Annotated in this window: 18 protein-coding genes; 4 read left to right on the top strand and 14 right to left on the bottom strand. The window is 40.4% G+C overall.

Annotated features, from left to right (window positions below):
* Nucleotides 1-37 precede the first annotated feature (37 nt).
* The 7 genes from CWC17_RS09545 to thrS all read right to left on the bottom strand — a co-directional run bounded on the left by CWC17_RS09545 (nt 38) and on the right by thrS (nt 6,701).
* On the bottom strand, nt 38-496 hold the full coding sequence (locus tag CWC17_RS09545) for an Lrp/AsnC family transcriptional regulator (RefSeq protein WP_002960703.1): 459 nt from the start codon (nt 494-496) through the stop codon (nt 38-40).
* Nucleotides 497-586: 90 nt separating this feature from the next.
* Nucleotides 587-1,228 (bottom strand): MBL fold metallo-hydrolase, encoded by a 642-nt coding sequence (locus CWC17_RS09550; protein ID WP_138612707.1) that lies wholly within the window; start codon nt 1,226-1,228, stop codon nt 587-589.
* Nucleotide 1,229: 1 nt separating this feature from the next.
* A complete protein-coding gene (locus CWC17_RS09555; RefSeq protein WP_138612708.1) occupies nt 1,230-3,047 on the bottom strand; it encodes a M14 family metallopeptidase in 1,818 nt (605 codons plus the stop codon).
* Between the two features lie 333 nt (nt 3,048-3,380).
* Nucleotides 3,381-3,743 carry a 50S ribosomal protein L20 gene (gene rplT / locus CWC17_RS09560; protein ID WP_004587841.1) on the bottom strand — a complete coding sequence of 121 codons (363 nt, stop codon included), beginning with the start codon at nt 3,741-3,743 and terminating at the stop codon, nt 3,381-3,383.
* Between the two features lie 15 nt (nt 3,744-3,758).
* On the bottom strand, nt 3,759-3,959 hold the full coding sequence (gene rpmI / locus CWC17_RS09565) for a 50S ribosomal protein L35 (protein ID WP_004587840.1): 201 nt from the start codon (nt 3,957-3,959) through the stop codon (nt 3,759-3,761).
* A 211-nt stretch (nt 3,960-4,170) separates the two neighbouring features.
* A complete protein-coding gene (gene infC, locus CWC17_RS09570) occupies nt 4,171-4,731 on the bottom strand; it encodes a translation initiation factor IF-3 (RefSeq protein ID WP_024034072.1) in 561 nt (186 codons plus the stop codon).
* 59 nt (nt 4,732-4,790) lie between these two features.
* Nucleotides 4,791-6,701, bottom strand: coding sequence for a threonine--tRNA ligase (gene thrS, locus CWC17_RS09575; protein ID WP_004587838.1), 1,911 nt, complete (start codon nt 6,699-6,701; stop codon nt 4,791-4,793).
* Nucleotides 6,702-7,084: 383 nt separating this feature from the next.
* Between thrS and CWC17_RS09580 the strand changes: the two genes are divergently transcribed.
* Nucleotides 7,085-7,531 (top strand): DUF3010 family protein, encoded by a 447-nt coding sequence (locus tag CWC17_RS09580; protein ID WP_004587837.1) that lies wholly within the window; start codon nt 7,085-7,087, stop codon nt 7,529-7,531.
* 304 nt (nt 7,532-7,835) lie between these two features.
* Nucleotides 7,836-9,569 carry an AMP-binding protein gene (locus CWC17_RS09585; protein ID WP_138612709.1) on the top strand — a complete coding sequence of 578 codons (1,734 nt, stop codon included), beginning with the start codon at nt 7,836-7,838 and terminating at the stop codon, nt 9,567-9,569.
* A 62-nt stretch (nt 9,570-9,631) separates the two neighbouring features.
* Here CWC17_RS09585 and CWC17_RS09590 read toward each other — a convergent pair whose 3' ends face one another.
* From CWC17_RS09590 to CWC17_RS09610, 5 genes are all read right to left on the bottom strand, one after another.
* Nucleotides 9,632-10,096 (bottom strand): YehS family protein, encoded by a 465-nt coding sequence (locus tag CWC17_RS09590; protein ID WP_138612710.1) that lies wholly within the window; start codon nt 10,094-10,096, stop codon nt 9,632-9,634.
* A gap of 113 nt (nt 10,097-10,209) precedes the next feature.
* Nucleotides 10,210-11,454 carry a lipoprotein-releasing ABC transporter permease subunit gene (locus CWC17_RS09595; RefSeq protein WP_138612711.1) on the bottom strand — a complete coding sequence of 415 codons (1,245 nt, stop codon included), beginning with the start codon at nt 11,452-11,454 and terminating at the stop codon, nt 10,210-10,212.
* Complete coding sequence (gene lolD, locus CWC17_RS09600; RefSeq protein WP_138612712.1) at nt 11,444-12,142, bottom strand: lipoprotein-releasing ABC transporter ATP-binding protein LolD; 699 nt, start codon at nt 12,140-12,142, stop codon at nt 11,444-11,446. The genes CWC17_RS09595 and lolD overlap by 11 nt, the downstream gene beginning before the upstream one ends.
* Entirely contained in the window at nt 12,135-13,352 is a 1,218-nt protein-coding gene (locus tag CWC17_RS09605; protein WP_138612713.1) for a lipoprotein-releasing ABC transporter permease subunit, read from the bottom strand. Before CWC17_RS09605 ends, lolD begins: the two co-directional genes overlap by 8 nt.
* A gap of 125 nt (nt 13,353-13,477) precedes the next feature.
* Nucleotides 13,478-14,347, bottom strand: a complete 870-nt coding sequence (locus tag CWC17_RS09610) for a LysR family transcriptional regulator (RefSeq protein ID WP_171037660.1) — start codon at nt 14,345-14,347, stop codon at nt 13,478-13,480.
* A 131-nt stretch (nt 14,348-14,478) separates the two neighbouring features.
* Here CWC17_RS09610 and CWC17_RS09615 point away from each other — a divergent pair, with 131 nt between their 5' ends.
* A complete protein-coding gene (locus tag CWC17_RS09615; protein WP_055016445.1) occupies nt 14,479-15,600 on the top strand; it encodes an S-(hydroxymethyl)glutathione dehydrogenase/class III alcohol dehydrogenase in 1,122 nt (373 codons plus the stop codon).
* A gap of 68 nt (nt 15,601-15,668) precedes the next feature.
* Nucleotides 15,669-16,511 carry an S-formylglutathione hydrolase gene (gene fghA, locus CWC17_RS09620; RefSeq protein WP_138612714.1) on the top strand — a complete coding sequence of 281 codons (843 nt, stop codon included), beginning with the start codon at nt 15,669-15,671 and terminating at the stop codon, nt 16,509-16,511.
* Here fghA and CWC17_RS09625 read toward each other — a convergent pair.
* The gene (locus CWC17_RS09625; protein ID WP_138612715.1) at nt 16,465-16,803 is read right to left on the bottom strand and encodes a hypothetical protein; all 339 of its coding nucleotides are present in this window, start codon (nt 16,801-16,803) and stop codon (nt 16,465-16,467) included. The two genes, fghA and CWC17_RS09625, sit on opposite strands and share 47 nt — an antisense overlap.
* Before the next feature lie 72 nt (nt 16,804-16,875).
* Nucleotides 16,876-18,339 (bottom strand): BCCT family transporter, encoded by a 1,464-nt coding sequence (locus CWC17_RS09630; protein WP_249935913.1) that lies wholly within the window; start codon nt 18,337-18,339, stop codon nt 16,876-16,878.
* Nucleotides 18,340-18,593 lie beyond the last annotated feature (254 nt).

An 18,593-nucleotide genomic window follows, 5' to 3' on the forward strand; every position in this document is an offset into this window, starting at 1 on the left:
AGCTTTGTTAGTATAGCTTAACTTTTTGTCGTTTATTTTATAGAGGAAGAGATGTACTGCGTTTTACACATGTCATGGTTACGTTAGAGTGTACCTCTTGAACGTATTCTAAGCTGAGTAAATTGTCACGTACAAAGTGCTCATAGCCTTCTATACCTTGTGAGATTATACGCAGCATAAAGTCCATAGTACCGGCCATTGTGTAACATTCTGTCACTTCGTCATAGCTCATAATTAGCTTTTCAAACTCAGCTAAGTTTTTCTTGCCATGGTTTGATAAGCGCACATGTGCGTATACAAGCATGTCAAAACCAAGCTTTTTCTCATCTAAAAGCGCCACTTTACTTTTGATGTAGCCATCTTGTTCAAGCTTAGCAATTCGTCGCCAACAAGGTGATTGAGATAAGCCTACTTTGTCTGCAATTTCAGCAGTTGAAAGACTTGCGTCCTGTTGTAAAAGTGCCAAAATTTGGCGATCTACGTGATTTAGAGACATTTTATTTCTTATTTATCTAATAAACTGGTTAAATTATACAGCCAATTTAAAATTCCGTCTGCAATAATTTTGCATTTTCATGGATTTTAATTAACCAAATTGGCCACTTATAAATGGATTAGTGCGTTTTTCGTGGCCTACAGTCGAATCTTCACCATGGCCGGCCAAAATACGCGTGTTATCTTCAAGCGTTAAAATATGGCTTTTAATAGACTCAATCAGCTGCTCTGTGTTGCCTTTAGGGAAATCTGTACGCCCTATAGCCCCTTTAAAAATAACATCGCCAACAATAACGCATTGCTGAGCAGGTTCATAAAACACAATGTGACCAGGTGTGTGCCCCGGGCAATGCTTAACACTAAAGCTAAGTTTGCCAAGCGTTAATACATCATTATGATTAAGCCAAATATCAGGGTAAAAAGCTTTAATAGCAGGAAAACCAAACATTTGTGCTTGCATAGGCAGGTTTTCAAACCAAAATGACTCATCTTTTTGCGGGCCAATAATTTGTACATTGTAGTGTGCGCGTAATTCATCGGCTGCACCTACATGGTCTAAATGCCCATGCGTAAGCCAAATAGCGCTCAATACTAATTTGTGTTCATTAAGCGTGGCTATAATTTTTTGTGTGTCGCCACCTGGGTCAATTACCACTGCTTGCTTTGTTTCTGTACAGCTGATTATTCTGCAATTTTGGGAAAAAGGAGTCACGGGTATCGTAATAACGCGCATATTAAATTTCTTTATCTTTTTGATCGGGGATAACGGCTACTTGCTCATACGACATTAAAATTGGGTATTTTAAATACGCTTCATCATAAAATGGGGTATGTGAATATAACCAGTTCAAACGTGCATTGGCATCGTGCGCAAATGCTTTATCTTTAAGTTTTTTATCAAACTGAAGGGCAAGTTTTGGGTTGTCTTTAAGCATTTTCCGTGCGTATGGGATTAACGCGTAATTTTCCATGTATTCTGTTCGTTGAAAAATCGTATTAAACTCACCCCACGCGAAAAATGAATCAGGAGCTTCCGGGTGTAATAAATGAACCGCTAATTCCCCTGCCTTTTGTTGCGTGTTTACTTGATACCAACCGTCTAAATCTACATTTATCGCAGGCACATAATCAAAACTTGCTGAGACTCTAAAACGCCCTTCAAACGGGGCTTTATCAAACGAATAATCCAATACTTTAGCAAGCTTTAATGGTTGTGTATTCGCGCCTTTAAGTTTATTAACAGACACCCCATGTAACTTAAGCTTTTCTATTATATCGCTATACACGGGCGGTACAAAAAATGCCTGTGGCACATCAACAACTCGTTCAACCTGTTTTTGCCAATAAATCGGTAAGTCAGTGTAGGTATAGGCTTTTCCCAAATATTTAACTTCAGTTTGCCCCGAAAGCGCACTTACACTTGAAGTGTACTCTACCCCTTTAAACCCACTAATTGTGTCTGCTTGTTTTGCATAAGATCGTTTAACAATTAGTTTATCAGGTACAAATTCTTGCTCTTTTTTTACGGCGTTAGCAAGTTCATGGCTGTACTGAGAGAGCGCGTTTATCGCCCCATCTAAAAATACATAGGTGCCTAATACGCGTTGTTGATAAGGTTTTAAAGAATGGTTTTCAACTAAAATTGTTGGTAATGACTTTAAATCGCCCCACCCGTTTGAAAATCTCGGTGTAGCCACCCAACCTGCAAGGCCTTTTTTAAAGTCGCGTTTATCCATAACAAACACTAATGGCCCAGGTATATGTCCTTGCTTTTGTAATGTTTCGTTAATAACCGGCTTTATATACTGATCTAAAGCATCCGATATCGCGGGCGATTCACTGGCAAAAACGGGATTATAACCATAGGTAACATCGTATTGATAATCTGCGCCATCGGTAACATGCACATCAATGTACAAGTTGGGGTTATAATCATTAATAACCTTTAAAACACTTTTTACCTCGGGTGTATCTAACTTAGTGAAATCGCGATTAAGGTTTAGATTATTTGCATTGGTTCTAAAGCCCATTTTTGCAGGGCCGCGCTGATTTATACGATTAAATGCACTGCTACGCTCATGGCCATCTACGTTTAAGATAGGAATAAAAAGTATGTTTACCTTTTTTAAAATATCACGGCGCTTACCTGTTGCAATATCGCGCAGCAACATAAACATAGCGTCTTTACCATCTATCTCGCCTGCATGAATACCGGCTTGGATAAGAATAGTTGGCTTAGTGCTGTTAGCCATCTGCCCTGCTTCAAAGAACCCTTGCTCACTGGCAACCAACATTTTAATAGCTCGTTTGCTATTACTGTACCCTATTGTTTGAGATTGAAACTGTGTGGGATTTGCAGCAACTAATCTATCTACAAACGCCATTGTGTCGGCATAATTTGGCGAAGCTTTACCCTGAGACAACTCAAAATCAGTGGTTAACGGGCCTTGTTGCTGTAACAACGAAACGCTATTACCTTGCCAAGGAATAAGAGGCGGTAAATGACTGTTATCTGCCACAATTGCAGATAAAAATAACAGACTTGCAAACATAGTTTTCTCTAACAAACGCTTTAATAAAACAAATTATACCAAGTAAACATAGCGATATTATAAAAGTGCGGTGATTCAACAAAAAAGAAAGCCCGCTGATACCCATGCACTTTATTAGGTGATCTATTTTGAGGATGGAAATACATAGTGCTAGCGAAACAAAAAATTTTGCTATTTAGTTGTTCTAAACGAGACTTTTTTAACGCAGATAGCGACACATTTAGCCCTCAAATCAAAAAAGTATTATTGTTGGGAGATATTATTAGGTGAGTCTTAAATTATAGGCACAAAAAAAGGAGCCTAGGGCTCCTCTTTAATACTTATTTAAAAAGCTTAAGCTGCCGCTAGGCCTTCTTTTGCTTTTTCAACAAGCGCTGCAAATGCAACTTGGTCGTAAACAGCGATATCTGCAAGGATCTTACGATCGATTTCTACAGAAGTCTTTTTAAGACCATTGATAAAACGGCTGTAAGACAGACCATTTTGACGTGAAGCTGCATTGATACGTGCAATCCATAATTGACGGAAAGTACGTTTCTTAGCACGACGGTCACGGTAAGCGTATTGACCCGCTTTAGTAACTGCCTGGAAAGCTACGCGGTAAACACGTGAACGTGCTCCGTAGTAACCTTTAGCTTGCTTTAAAACTTTTTTGTGACGTGCACGTGCGACAACGCCGCGTTTAACTCTTGCCATTTCTAAAAACCCCTATTAAGCGAATGGTAACATACGTGAAACTAGACCATGGTCATTTTTATGAACCATCATCTTAGGACGTAGGTGTAACTTACGCTTAGAAGTTTTCTTAGTCAGAATGTGACGAAGATGCGCTTGTTTACGCTTGAAACCGCCAGAAGCAGTTTTCTTGAAACGCTTAGCAGCGCCTCTGTGACTTTTTAGCTTATAAGCCATTGCAATAACTCCAAATGTATTGCTTAAAAATTAGTAAGCAGGCGTGAGATATATTTCTATAGCTCCACTTTTAGGCCTAACTTACTGCCATATTCCGGTGAAAACCCAGCATAAATGCCGCAATTTTACTTTAAAACCGGTTAGCACAGGTGAATATTTACATATTACTTGGGTACCTGGGCTAAATTCGGTGCGCATTATCGCTTAAAAATTACTTTTTAGCAACAGGCGCCATCATCATAACCATTTGACGGCCTTCAACACGATTTGGGAAAGACTCAACTACTGCAAGTTCTTCTAAATCAGCCTTAACACGGTTTAATAATTCGATACCAATTTCTTGGTGAGCCATTTCGCGGCCACGGAAGCGGATAGTGATCTTAGCTTTATCGCCAGCTTCTAAGAACTTACGTAAGTTGCGCAGCTTAACCTGATAGTCACCTTCATCCGTACCAGGACGGAATTTGATTTCTTTAATCTGGATTTGCTTTTGCTTCTTCTTCTGCTCTTTTAGTTCTTTGCTTTTTTCAAAGATGAACTTACCGTAGTCCATAACCTTACAAACAGGCGGCTCAGCGTTTGGGCTAATCTCTACAAGATCAACACCCGCTGCATCAGCCATAGCTTGTGCGTCTTTTAATGACTGAATTCCAGCTTGTTCGCCTTCGATGTCGATTAAACGAACTTCTTGAGCTGTAATTTCTTCGTTAATACGATTTTTTTGAGCTGTTTGTTGCCCTTTCTTGCCGCCTCTAATGGTACGTTCCTCCAAGAATATCAATAATATAAGCGTGTAGTTGGCTGTTTGTGATTGCCCTACACGCTCGATTTTTACTGTCGATTTTTAATTTCTTCGCTAATTTTAGCTACAAAATCATCAACATTAAATTTGCCTAGGTCTTCACCTGTGCGGGTACGTACTGCTACTTCCTGTTGTTCAACTTCTTTATCGCCAACAACCAGTAAGTAAGGAATACGCTTAAGTGTATGTTCTCGGATTTTAAAGCCAATCTTCTCATTTCTCAAGTCAGCAGCGGCTCTAATTCCAAGTTTATTTAATTTTTGTACAATTTCGTGCACGTAATCTGCTTGTTTATCGGTAATGTTCATAATTACCACTTGCTTTGGCGCAAGCCACGTTGGGAATAAACCAGCGTATTCTTCAGTTAAAATACCGATAAAGCGCTCAATTGAGCCTAAAATAGCACGGTGTATCATAACTGGCGTACGTCGTTCGTTGTTTTCAGCTACATAAGTAGCGCCTAAACGACCCGGTAATGCAAAGTCGAGTTGCACTGTACCACATTGCCACGCTCTGTCTAAACAATCGTACAAAGTAAATTCAATTTTAGGTCCGTAAAAGGCACCTTCACCTGGTAGGTAATCAAATTCAATGTCGTTTGCTTTAAGTGCATCGGCTAATGCAACCTCTGCTTTGTCCCAAATTTCATCGTCGCCGATGCGTTTTTCAGGGCGCGTAGAAAGCTTCACTACAATTTTATCAAAACCGAATGTCTCATAGGTATCATAAACCATCTTAATACACGCTGACACTTCGTCCATTACTTGCTCTTCTGTACAGAACACGTGAGCATCATCTTGTGTAAAGCCACGTACACGCATTAAGCCGTGTAAAGCACCTGATGGTTCGTTACGGTGACAACAACCAAACTCAGCCATACGCAGTGGTAAATCACGGTACGATTTTAAACCTTGGTTAAAAATCTGTACGTGACCTGGGCAGTTCATTGGTTTTATAGCGTATTCGCGTTTTTCAGACTCTGTGGTAAACATGGCGTCTGAGTATTTTTCCCAGTGACCTGATTTTTCCCACAAAGAGCGGTCCATCATCATTGGACCTTTAACTTCTTCGTAGCTGTATTCACGCAGTTTTTCACGAACAAACTCTTCAAGCTCGCGGTAAATGCTCCAACCATCGTTATGCCAAAATACCATACCTGGCGCTTCTTCTTGCCAGTGCCATAAATCAAGGGCTTTACCAATACGGCGGTGATCGCGTTTTTCAGCCTCTTCTAAACGTTTAAGATACGCTTTGAGTTGCTTTTTGTCGCCCCACGCTGTGCCGTAAATACGCTGTAGCATTTTGTTTTCAGAGTCGCCACGCCAGTATGCACCAGCCACTTTCATTATTTTGAAGTTTTGGCAGAATTTCATGTTTGGTACGTGTGGACCACGACACATGTCTACGTACTCTTCGTGATGGTATAATCCTGGTCTGTCATCTTTTGCGATGTTTTCGTCCAAAATTTCCATTTTGTACGTTTCGCCACGCGCTTCAAACGTATCGCGTGCTTCTTGCCAGCTTACATTTTTTTTCACTACGTCGTAATTTGTTTTTGCAAGTTGTAACATACGCTTTTCAATAGCATCTAAGTCTTCTTGAGACAAAGAGTGTTCCATATCAATATCGTAGTAAAAACCGTTATCGATAGTTGGACCAATAGCCATTTTAGCGTCAGGGAAAAGCTGCTTAACTGCGTGACCGATTAAGTGAGCACACGAGTGACGAATAATTTCTAAGCCGTCGTCGTCTTTTGCGGTGATGATCTCAAGGCGCGAATCTTCGTTTATCATATCGCACGCATCAACACGCTCGCCGTTAACGCGTCCAGCAATGGTTGCTTTAGCAAGACCAGGGCCAATATCGTTAGCTACATCAAGAGTACTTACAGGGTTTTCAAAACTACGCTGACTGCCGTCAGGAAGAGTAATAACTGGCATTATAAATCCTTACATACAGTGGTGACACCTACAATGTATCACGTGTATTTTTAAATAAATTAAATGAGAATGACTCGACAACGCTTTTACGAATAAGCATTGACTATTTTTCGCCACAAATGACTAATGTAGATGCTGAGTCTGCTCAACTACAAAAAAGATATTGTCGCGTGATAGAGTATCAATTACAAGTTTAAAGCACGCTCATTACTTGAAATTTTACCTAAAATAGTCATTTTTTTGTTTTTCGCTCGCTAATTTAAATTAAGGATGTGACAACTTGAGTTTATTGATTATTAAAATGCACACGCAAAGCCTCGCTCTCGCAATTTATTAGATGTTGGGTATAATACCTAACAATTAAGTTATATTAGAGAACAGCAATGAGAACATGTGGTGTAGAAATTACCGGTAGCGATGTACTACTTTGTATTTTAAGTAAAGATAACGACGTATTTGATATTCGCGATGTGCGCCAAACACGCTTTACCTTAGGTAACGGTAACGACACTGAAATAATGCGTAAATTTCAATTTGATTTTGCAAAGCTAATGCAAGATTATCAAATTGATTCTGTTGCCATTCGTGAGCGCCAACCTAAAGGTAAATTTGCAGGCAGTGCAAAGGGCTTTAAAATGGAAACAGCGATTCAATTAATTGAAGAGTTAGATGTTCGCGTGTTCTCAACGACCGAAATTAAAGAGCAGCTCAAACGCAACCCAATTCCTATTGCGTTTGAAGACACCGGCCTTAAAAAGTACCAAGAAAACGCTTTTGTTAATGCCTATGTATACATTATGAAAAAAACCTACCGCAGTGATGAGCTATAAGCCTTTAAGCGACTAAAACAAATTATAAAAACGCCTTTTAGTGGCGTTTTTTTATGCCTGCATAAAACCTAGCTTTTTATAGCCCTTCTATAAAACATTTTCATTTAACTTCTCGTAACGCTTAGTACATTAGTCTACCCCCTCTTTCTTTGTCGACAATTTGTGTTTATTTTAACTACAGCTCATAACAATTCGCTTAACTATTTTAATTTTCTACACAGCTATTAGAGGCTACGTAAAATAATACTGACTCATCATCACGAATTGATATAAGTAACTGACACACATTAATACGGAGAAGCACATGATTACACCATCGCGCTCGGTAAAAGAGGTAGAACAAATAAACACATTACCGCTCACAAAAAGCTATTTTAAAGGTGCGCAAAGTACGCCGCTTACGGATAAAACAATTGGCGAATACTTTGACTTTATTGTCGACAAACACCCTGATTCGCTTGCTGTCGTTGTTAGCCATCAAAATGTACGCTTAACGTACAGAGCGTTTCAAAAAGAAGTTAATCAACTTGCTATGGGGCTATTAGCCATAGGTATTAAGCCAGGAGATCGGGTCGGAATATGGTCACCCAATAACATTGAGTGGTGTTTAACCCAATTTGCGAGCGCCAAGATAGGTGCCATTATGGTGTGCATCAACCCAGCCTATCGCCCTAACGAACTTCAATTTGCATTAAACAGTGTTGAGTGCTCAACACTCATTACCGCTTCGCAATTTAAGGGCAGTAACTATATAGATATGTTAAATAGTTTAGCGCCAGAACTTAAGCAGTGTGAAAATGGGAAGCTGTCATCTCACGCTTTACCTAGCCTTAAAAATATAATACGGATTGGTGATGAAACAAGCCCTGGCATGTTTTCTTTTTCGGATATTATGAATATGGCCACGCCAGCTCATAAGCTAGAGCTCAACGCTATTGCTGCAAATTTAAGTGCCGATCAGGACATAAATATTCAATTTACCTCCGGCACCACGGGCAACCCTAAAGGTGCGACACTCACGCATAAAAACATACTTAATAATGCACTTTTTGTTGCTGATGCTATGCATTTTACAGCACAAGATAAACTATGTATTCCTGTGCCGCTGTATCATTGTTTTGGTATGGTGCTTGGCAGTCTTTTGTGTGTAACTAAAGGCGCCGCAGCTATATACCCTAGCGATGCATTTGATGCAAAAACCACGCTTGATGTAGTACAGCAAGAAAGCTGCACGGCGCTGCACGGTGTGCCTACTATGTTTATTAGCCAGTTAGAGCTGCCTAATTTTACTAACTATAACCTTAGCACGTTGCGCACCGGTGTTATGGCAGGTTCTACGTGCCCTGAGCAAGTCATGCGTAAAGTACAAACACAAATGAATATGAATCAGGTTTTAATTGCGTATGGGCAAACAGAATGCAGCCCAATCAATAATATAACCGAAACCGACTCATCTATAGAGCGTCAAGTAACAACCGTTGGCCGCGCCCTTGCTCACACTGAAGTTAAAATTATTGACGAACTGGGTAATATTCAAAAAGTAGGAGTACCCGGTGAGGTTTGTAGTAAAGGCGCCGGAATAATGCGCTGCTATTGGAATGACGAAGAAAAAACACAAGCCACTATAGATGATGAAGGTTGGTTACACTCTGGTGATTTGGGGGTAATGGACAGCGAAGGATTTGTTACTATTGTTGGCCGCATTAAAGACATGATTATTCGAGGTGGCGAAAATATTTACCCACGCGAAATTGAAGAGGTTCTTTACACTTATCCAGGTGTTCAAGATGCCGCTATATTTGGTATTAGTGATGAAAAGTACGGTGAAGAAGTGTGCGCGTGGATCCAACCAAAAGAAGATGCAGTTCTTGATGAGCAAGCAATACGTGCATTTTTAAAAGACAAACTCGCCTATTTTAAAATGCCCCGTTATATTCGCTTTGTAGAGAGTTACCCAATGACAGTAACAGGCAAACTGCAAAAGTTTAAAATGCGAGAGCAAATGCAGCAATTACTTACTGATAAGGCCTTTTCTTAGCCGCAAATATTAACTACAAAAAAGCTCAGCAATTGCTGAGCTTTTAGCGTTAAATAATTTATTTACTCTGTAGGGCGATACTGCTGCTGAACACCTGTTAAAAACAAACGCAAAATTTGGTCATTACACACACGGTAATGTTTGTTTTCTACTTTGCGAGAAAACGCACTAAGCTCATGCTTACTTAATTCAAAGTCAACCTGTGCAAGTGTTGCTATAACATCTTCTGCTTTCATGTTTAGCGCAATACGCAGTTTCATAAAAATAATATTATTGGTTAGCTTAGCCTCTGGCAAAGGCTGTGGGCCTCCACGCTTGCCACGCTTAGTATTAATAAAGCCATTTAAAAACGTAGCAAACTCAGTGTCTGACATTTTAACAAACCCTTGCTCGCCCTCTTTTGTTAACCATGCAACAACTTGCTCAATGGTAACTGTTGCCTCTGCGGCGGCAAAAATACCGACCATGGCAGTATTGGTTAAATTAAAGGTATAGCGAACACGGCGTAAAATATCGTTATTTGTCAAAGTAATTTCCTGAGTAGAGAGCGAGGCTAAATTAGAGCGCCCACGTTAAATGAGCGCGCAGTTTAGCAGCTTGAGGCACGCTGCCCTATTGAAATTTACGCTATAAAAAGTTGTTAATTACCCAACACTTTTGCAGGGTCGACACGCGTTGCTTGCCACGCGGGGTAAATAGTAGCAAGTACAGCTAAAATAAAGGTAACTATCACTGTTATACCTATATCACTAAGTACTAATTTACTGGGTAAAAACTCAATAAAATAAACGCCTTCGAGTGGGTTAGCACCGAATAAATGACTCACCCATGTAAACAGCTCACTTATATTAAGCGCAAGTACAACCCCGACTAATGTACCAAGTAGTACCCCAACAAAAGCTTGCGTTAAACCTTGCATGACAAATGTAGCTAAAATAGTACTGTCTTTAGCGCCCATGGTTTTTAAAATAGCTATGTTGCCTTGCTTTTCGCGTACTTCCATTACCAAGGATGACACAATATTAAAACTGGCTACCGCTATAATTAAAAATACCACTATATAAACAATGGTACGTACCATTTGTATATCTTGATACAAGCTACCTTGCGTTCTAAACCAACTAGACACGTACACATAATCACTAATAGTTTGACCAACCCGCAGTGCAATTTGATGCGCCTCAAATACGTCATCAACACTTAACCTAAGCCCAGTTACTTGGCTATTATCGTAACCTAAAACGCTTTGTGCTTTATTTAAATGAATAAACGCAGCGGTGCTATCTATTGGGCCACCCATTTCTATAATGCCCGCAAGTGTTAACGTTACGCGTTTAGGGGCTAATAGTGACTTGCCTTGCTCACTAATTTTAGGAATGAGTAAAGTAATAGTGTCGCCTATATTAGCGCCTAATTGCTTAACAATTTGCTGACCTAAAATAACTTCATTCGTGCGCAGCTGACTAACCAGTGTGCCTTGGGTAAATTGGTTTATGGCCGATACATTTCCTTCATAGCTTGGTTCAACGCCGCGTACTTCTACCGCTTTTAGCTGGCTTTTAAATTGCGCCATACCATTTACCGCTATAAACGGCGCAGCACCAGTAACATGTGGCTGGTGCTCTAACCGTTCAACTTTTTCAGCCCAATTGGCAATTGGCCTGCTTGGTGCTACGTATTCAACTTGCGGTACCACACTTAATAAACGATGCACAAGTTGCTGCTCAAAGCCATTAATAACCGAAAGCGCAACAATTAACACCGCCACCCCTAATAAAATACCAACAGTAGAGGCTTTGGCAATAAAGCTTACAAATGCGTTTTTTTCGTCTTTATGGCCAGAATACGCTCTAAAACGTTCACTTAAAAATAAACTAAGCAACATGGTGCGACTCTTTAATGGCAAGTTTCCCATCATCTAAATACGCAATTTTACCTAGCTTGTCTGCAAGCTCTAAGTCGTGAGTGACCACTACAAAACTAGTATTTAAGCTTTTATTAAGCTCATTAATTAAATCGTAAATTTTAATTGCATTTTGCTTATCAAGGTTACCGGTAGGTTCGTCGGCTAACACTAATGCGGGTTTAGTCACCAGCGCTCTGGCGATAGCAACACGCTGGCGCTCTCCACCCGACAGTGCCGATGGTTTATGCTCACTACGATGCGCTAAACCTACTTTATCGAGCATTTCAAGCGCTTGCCCTTTCGCTTCGTTAGCGTTGAGCCCTTTAATTAACAGCGGCATAGCCACGTTTTCAACTGCACTAAATTCCATTAATAAATGGTGAAACTGATAAATAAAACCCAAGTTTTGATTTCTAAACGCCGCTTGATCTGTTCGCGATAATTTAGCAACGTCTTGATTTTTTATTTTAGCGCTGCCCGATGTAGCCGTATCAAGGGTGCCTAAAATATGCAGTAAGGTACTTTTCCCTGAGCCCGAGCTGCCCACTATAGCCAGCATATCTCCTTGGTTAAGTGATAGGTCTACCCCTTTTAATACTTCTACTTGGTTTTGGCCATCTTGATAAACTTTACTTAAGTTTTGACAGCTAATAACTAAATCATTCATAACGCAATACCTCTGCTGGTTTTACTTTTGCGGCTTTGCGCGCAGGATATAAAGTGGCTAAAAAGCTCATTGCAATACTGCTAAGCGCAATAATAACGAGACTTAACACATCAAACTTTACCGGAAGCTCTACACCTGCGAGTAGGTTTAGCCCTACAGCAGCGAGTAGTTCATTAATATATAAGCTAAACAATACACCTAAAAATGCCCCTATCGCGGTGCCAATAACCCCGTTATACAAGCCTTGCACCATAAACACTTTTTGTACTTGTGAAGGCGTTAAACCTAAGGTTTGTAATATCGCCACTTCGCCTTGTTTTTCACTCACCATCATAGTCAGTGCCGAAACAATATTAAATACAGCCACTAATACAATCAGCCCTAACAACATAGACATAATACGTTTTTCCATGGCAACCGCGGCAAATAGCGTGCCTTGGCTACTGCGCCAGTCACTTACTTGATAATCGCGTAAAATAAGTTGGCTGTCCTTTGTAAATTGCGCTAATTCAAAGGGTTCATGTAACGAGACACTTAAGTTAGGCGCGGTATTTTTGTTAAGCTTTAATACCCGCTGTAAAGATGCACCGCTGGTAAATGCAAGGCCCATATCTATTTCTGAGCCGGTTTCGTATATTGCGGCTATTTTAAATAAACGCTGACTAGGTACGCGCCCAAGTGGCGTATATGTAGAGGCATTAGGCATAATTACGCGCAATTTTTCTCCCATACCAACACCAAGTTTACGGCTTAAATAACGGCTAATAGCTATGCTGTAGCTATCATTTAAAACGTTTTGCCAATTGCCCTGCACAACTTTATCGGTAATTTTATATAACGAGCCGTTATCGCCATACAAGCCTTGCAGTAATACGCCGTGTAAGTCTTTATTGGTTTGCAAAATGGCTTCGCCATGGCGGTATAGGCTTACGTGATCTACGTAATCTGAGCGCTCTAAATCAGCTTTTAACGCATTCATTTGCGCGCTGGTGTGTTTATTAGCTTGTATTTCTACGTGAGGAATGAGCCCTAACATATTAGTTTTTAAACTGTTTTCAAAGCCATTCATTACACTGCTTACAGTGAATAAGGCCATAAGCCCTATGGCTATTCCGGCAATAGAAAAAAATGAAATAAACGATATAAACGCATTTCCTTTAGAGGAGCGGCTATATCTGAGCCCTATAAATAAGCTAACCGGTTGAAACATATTATTTAAAACATTTATGCTAAAAGTGTGCGGCTATAGTAGCACGAACTAAGATGAATTGAATATGACCATAAATGTAAGAAATAATTTATAAATCTTACACTTGGCTATATTTTAAGCGCGCTTTATTCAAGTCCAGCCACTAAATAATCGAGTAATACTCTTACGTTAGTGGCAACAAACTGACGCGGCGGGTAAATTCCCCACACACCTTCTTGTTCCGGCTGATAAGGGGTTAATACGGGCACAAGCTCACCCGTTCGTAGCTCATTTTCAATGTAATAATTAGGTAGCTGGACTATTCCTAAGCCTTTTTTTGCGCCATCAACTAACGCCCATCCACTATTGCAGCGCAAGCGCCCTGCAATTTTAATGTGTTTATCACGGCCGTTTTCGTTTACTCGCCAGTAACTACTGTTACCAATTAAACATTGATGTTGTGTTAGCTCACCTAGGGTATGAGGCTCACCTACTCGGGATAAATAATCGGGGGAGGCACACATTATAAAGCGCCTAGCACTTAAACGCCGTGCTCTGTGGCTTGAATCTTTTAAATGCCCTAACCGAATGGCTAAATCAAACCCGCCTTCGAGTAGGTTTTCTTGCTCGTTAGAAAGTGTAGCAATAACTTCAACCTCAGGGTGAGCGTCCATAAAATTGTGCACAATAGGCATAATAAAAGTTTCACCATACATAACTGGTGCTGTTAATTTAATTTTCCCTTTTGGCGTTGTTTGCTGCGTAGCTAAGCTTTGCGTTGCATCGTCCATAGCATGTTGTAATTGCTTAGTTTGATGTAAAAAGGCTTCACCCTCTTTGGTTAATACCACTTTTCGGGTGGTACGGGTGAGTAATTGGGTATTTAAACGCTGCTCCAACGCTGTTACATGGCGACTTATATGAGCAACCGACAACCCCAGTACATTAGCCGCTGCTGTAAAACTGCCCTCTTCACCCACGGCTATAAACTCGTCTATGCCATCCCAACGTGCCATTATTACCATACTGTAAAAGTGTTTTAATAAATCAGAGATTATCATTATTTGAGAAACAAATACAATAGAGCCATCACCCAAACACTTTGGGTCTACAATTGTTATTTAAAACCACTACAAAGGATAAGCATATGTCTGAATTTATAAAATCAAAAGCAGCTATTGCATGGGGTCCAAACCAACCGTTAAGCGTTGAAGAAGTTGATGTGATGATGCCCAAAAAAGGCGAAGTAATGGTAAAAATTACTGCAACAGGTGTTTGTCACACTGATGCATTTACTTTATCAGGTGAAGACCCTGAAGGTATCTTCCCTGCAATTTTAGGCCACGAAGGTGCAGGCGTTGTGTATGCAGTGGGCGAAGGCGTAACCAGTGTTGAAGTAGGCGATCACGTTATTCCTTTATACACTGCTGAATGTGGTGAATGTAAAATGTGTACCTCAGGCAAAACTAACCTGTGTTCAGCAGTGCGCGAAACACAAGGTAAAGGCCTAATGCCAGATGGCACTACACGCTTTTTTAAAGACGGCCAACCAATTTATCACTACATGGGCACGTCTACTTTTTCTGAGTACACCGTACTGCCAGAAATTTCACTTGCAAAAGTAAATAAAGAAGCGTCGCTCGAAGAGATTTGTTTATTAGGCTGTGGTGTAACCACAGGCATGGGCGCGGTAACAAACACTGCAAACGTAAAACCAGGCGATACCGTGGCTATTTTTGGCTTAGGTGGCATTGGTTTATCGGCCATTATTGGTGCAAAAATGGCAGGCGCTGGTCGCATTATTGGTGTTGATATCAATACCAGCAAATTTGACCTTGCAACAAAACTTGGCGCAACCGATTTAATTAATCCAAAAGATTTCGACAAACCAATTCAAGAAGTAATTGTTGATATGACCGATGGCGGCGTTGATTATTCGTTTGAGTGTATTGGTAACGTTGATGTAATGCGCTCAGCACTTGAGTGTTGTCATAAAGGTTGGGGTGAGTCGGTTATTATTGGTGTGGCCGGTGCTGGCCAAGAAATTTCAACCCGACCTTTCCAGCTTGTAACAGGGCGTGTATGGCGTGGTAGCGCATTTGGTGGCGTTAAAGGCCGTTCGCAATTACCTGAAATCGTTGAGCGTTACATGGCAGGCGAATTTGCGCTTAACGACTTTATTACCCATACAATGAGCCTTGAAGAAATTAACGATGCGTTTGATTTAATGCACGAAGGTAAAAGTATTCGTACAGTAATTCACTACTAATACGCTATTGGTAACTTATGGATTAAAAAGCCGTATTACTTAATTGTTTGCGGCTTTTAAGGATTTTTATGTTAGAAAATATCTCAAGTACAAAAGTAGCAGGTGGTTGGCACAAACAATATACCCACACTGCAACCAGTACCCATTGCACAATGCGTTTTGCGGTATTTTTACCCCCAGGCGCAAGCGAAACTAATAAAGTGCCAGTGCTTTATTGGCTATCGGGTTTAACCTGTACAGACGAAAACTTTATGCAAAAAGCCGGCGCATTTAAAAAAGCAGCTGAGCTGGGTATTGCTATTGTAGCGCCTGATACAAGCCCACGTGGTGATAATGTTCCTGATGACGATAACTACGACTTTGGCCAAGGCGCGGGTTTTTACGTAAACGCAACGCAAGCACCGTTCAATACACATTTTAATATGTATGACTATGTAGTTGATGAACTACCTATGCTTATTGAGCAACACTTCCCGGTAACAAGCACTAAAGCTATTAGTGGTCACTCTATGGGCGGCCACGGTGCTTTAATGGTCGCACTTAAAAACCCTAAAGCGTATGTTAGCGCATCGGCCTTTAGCCCTATTGTTAATCCAATTGACTGCCCGTGGGGCGTGAAAGCATTTACGGGTTACTTAGGCACCGACAAAGCGCTTTGGGGTCAATACGATTCGTGCGAGTTGATGAAAAAAGCGCAGCAGGCTGATTTTCTCCCTATGCTTGTAACACAGGGCGATGCCGATGGGTTTTTAGAGGAGCAACTTAAGCCACAAAACTTAGCGGCTGTTGCTAAAAATAAAGGCTATCCGCTTAGTATTGAAATGCAAGCAGGCTATGATCATAGTTACTTTTTTATAAGCAGCTTTATTGACCAACACTTATCATTTCATAGTCAGTTTTTAACTGCGTAACCTCATTAGTGTGTAGATCAGATTTCTCTACTTCTACACACTCTTTCAATACTTTACTAACTTGCCTGCAAACTTGTACCGTATTGTTATTGCCCTCACCTTTTACAAATTTAACTATAGCCATATCAACTTGAGCACCAAGCTTAGTAAAGCTAAAACCCTCTTCGTCTTTTACGACAGGCCCTGCGTTTACTGGGCCAGGTTGAGAACGTGCTGCCCCATCTAAAATAATACCCGCAGCAGTGCATCCAATTAATAGATTTGAAAATAGAATAATTAATAAAATACGCATTATTAACCCTTGCAATAAAATTACCTAAATTATATACAATTTTATAAATAGCATTGTAAAAATATGTAAGCGCTAGTGCTTAAATTCACTTATAAACTCTTTAATAAAACCCACCAGCTGCAAGATAAAAATAACCAAAAAGGGAAGCGCACCAATAATGGCAACACTTCTATTGAGTGGCTCATTATTTTGAACAAGTAATATAAAAGCACATAAGCCTAAAGCAAATGACCAACCATATAAATTTACGGTGTTATTAGTATGCGCATTTTTATTGGAAGAACTTAACTCCTTTATTATTAGTATTGCTGAGTCTGCCGATGTAGCTACAAAAATGAGCAAAAGCAGCAAGCTTGACCAAATTAAAATACTTCCTTGCCACCCTAGTTGTTCAAAAAATACAAATAACCCTTGGGTGTAATCGGCTTTAATAGCCGCTAAAATACCTGCATTATGCGTTTGATCCCACGATATAGCCGACCCCGAAAAAACACTAAACCATATTATGGTTACTAAGGTAGGCACAAACACTACACCTATAATGTATTGCCACACAGGTCTACCTTGGCTTATTTTAGCTAAAAACACACCCACGAATGGCCCCCATGCTAGCCACCAAAAATAGTAATTATAAGTCCAACCATTAGCCCATTCAGGGTTTTTAAGTACGCTTTCTAATTGCCAAGTACCAGTAGTAATGAGCTGAATGTAATCCCAAGTCCCCCCTATCGCTATATCAATAATTGGTTTTATTGGCACATAAAACATTAACCATATAATCATGCCAAAAGCTAAGAGCACATTAAACTTACTCAGCGCTTGCACCCCCTTTTTCAGGCCTAGCTTTGCAGAAACCGTATACAAAACCACAATTAAACTAATTATAATTAAACCCGAAAGCAATACTGACTCAATGCCAAGCTTTAATTCCAACCCTTTACGAAGCAATAATGTTGAGTTTGCAATAGTCCCCACGACGCCAAAAAATATTGCGAATATGGCTATAAGTTTAATACTAAAGCTCAACTTAAATTGCCAACTGCTATTTATAACCCCTTTGGTTACATTAAGAACGGGCGCGGCTATATCGCCAGCCTCACCACTTTTAGTACTAAGCCCTCCTAAAACTAAGCCAAACACCGCATATAGCGCCCATGCATGTGCTCCCCAATTTACAAGTGTAAGCGCCAAGCCACTCGTTTGAGTGTTTTCATATAAACTTTGTTTTAGTACAGGATTAACTGAGTGAAGTGCAGGTTCTGCTACACCCCAAAAAATGAGCCCCGATCCCATTCCTGCCGCAAAAAGCATAGACAGCCAACCAAACAAGCCAAATTCAACACGGGCAGCGTCCCCGCCTACTTTTCGCCTACCAAGCGGGCTTATGGCAATAACAATGACGGCAAGTAGTAAAAAATTGACTAACAAAAAAAACGGCGCCCCTAAAAAGCTTAAGGCGCTATTTATGAGCGGTTGCAAATGATCAGTAAGTAGTTGAGGAGCCAAAAATGCAATAGCACTAAGAGTAAAGCACACTAATAATGCAGTTTTTTCAAGCTTGGTTATATGTAAAGGCAATTAAAATACACTCTATTGAGGCCTGTTGACCTTTCAGGATTAAAATTTGTTCAATCTAGGGGCTTATTTAATCGTGGTGCGAGGTTTGTAACCTAGTAGGCTAAGTAAAAACCGAGTAAAGCTTCCGCGTCCTGCTCACGCCCCTTACCTACATCCATGTAGGCAACAAAGAGTAAATGGCCCCTAGGCAGAACCTGTTTGGCATTTATACG

Source organism: Pseudoalteromonas sp. S3785 (assembly GCF_005887365.1).
Lineage (GTDB): Bacteria > Pseudomonadota > Gammaproteobacteria > Enterobacterales > Alteromonadaceae > Pseudoalteromonas.

Bases quoted from the DNA above. Each gene is read 5' to 3' on its own strand.
- CWC17_RS09545 (WP_002960703.1), bottom strand. From the start codon at position 496: ATGTCTCTAAATCACGTAGATCGCCAAATTTTGGCACTTTTACAACAG.
- CWC17_RS09550 (WP_138612707.1), bottom strand. From the start codon at position 1,228: ATGCGCGTTATTACGATACCCGTGACTCCTTTTTCCCAAAATTGCAGA.
- CWC17_RS09555 (WP_138612708.1), bottom strand. From the start codon at position 3,047: ATGTTTGCAAGTCTGTTATTTTTATCTGCAATTGTGGCAGATAACAGT.
- rplT (WP_004587841.1), bottom strand. From the start codon at position 3,743: ATGGCAAGAGTTAAACGCGGCGTTGTCGCACGTGCACGTCACAAAAAA.
- rpmI (WP_004587840.1), bottom strand. From the start codon at position 3,959: ATGGCTTATAAGCTAAAAAGTCACAGAGGCGCTGCTAAGCGTTTCAAG.
- thrS (WP_004587838.1), bottom strand. From the start codon at position 6,701: ATGCCAGTTATTACTCTTCCTGACGGCAGTCAGCGTAGTTTTGAAAAC.
- CWC17_RS09580 (WP_004587837.1), top strand. From the start codon at position 7,085: ATGAGAACATGTGGTGTAGAAATTACCGGTAGCGATGTACTACTTTGT.
- CWC17_RS09585 (WP_138612709.1), top strand. From the start codon at position 7,836: ATGATTACACCATCGCGCTCGGTAAAAGAGGTAGAACAAATAAACACA.
- CWC17_RS09595 (WP_138612711.1), bottom strand. From the start codon at position 11,454: ATGTTGCTTAGTTTATTTTTAAGTGAACGTTTTAGAGCGTATTCTGGC.
- lolD (WP_138612712.1), bottom strand. From the start codon at position 12,142: ATGAATGATTTAGTTATTAGCTGTCAAAACTTAAGTAAAGTTTATCAA.
- CWC17_RS09605 (WP_138612713.1), bottom strand. From the start codon at position 13,352: ATGTTTCAACCGGTTAGCTTATTTATAGGGCTCAGATATAGCCGCTCC.
- CWC17_RS09610 (WP_171037660.1), bottom strand. From the start codon at position 14,347: ATGGCACGTTGGGATGGCATAGACGAGTTTATAGCCGTGGGTGAAGAG.
- CWC17_RS09615 (WP_055016445.1), top strand. From the start codon at position 14,479: ATGTCTGAATTTATAAAATCAAAAGCAGCTATTGCATGGGGTCCAAAC.
- fghA (WP_138612714.1), top strand. From the start codon at position 15,669: ATGTTAGAAAATATCTCAAGTACAAAAGTAGCAGGTGGTTGGCACAAA.
- CWC17_RS09625 (WP_138612715.1), bottom strand. From the start codon at position 16,803: ATGCGTATTTTATTAATTATTCTATTTTCAAATCTATTAATTGGATGC.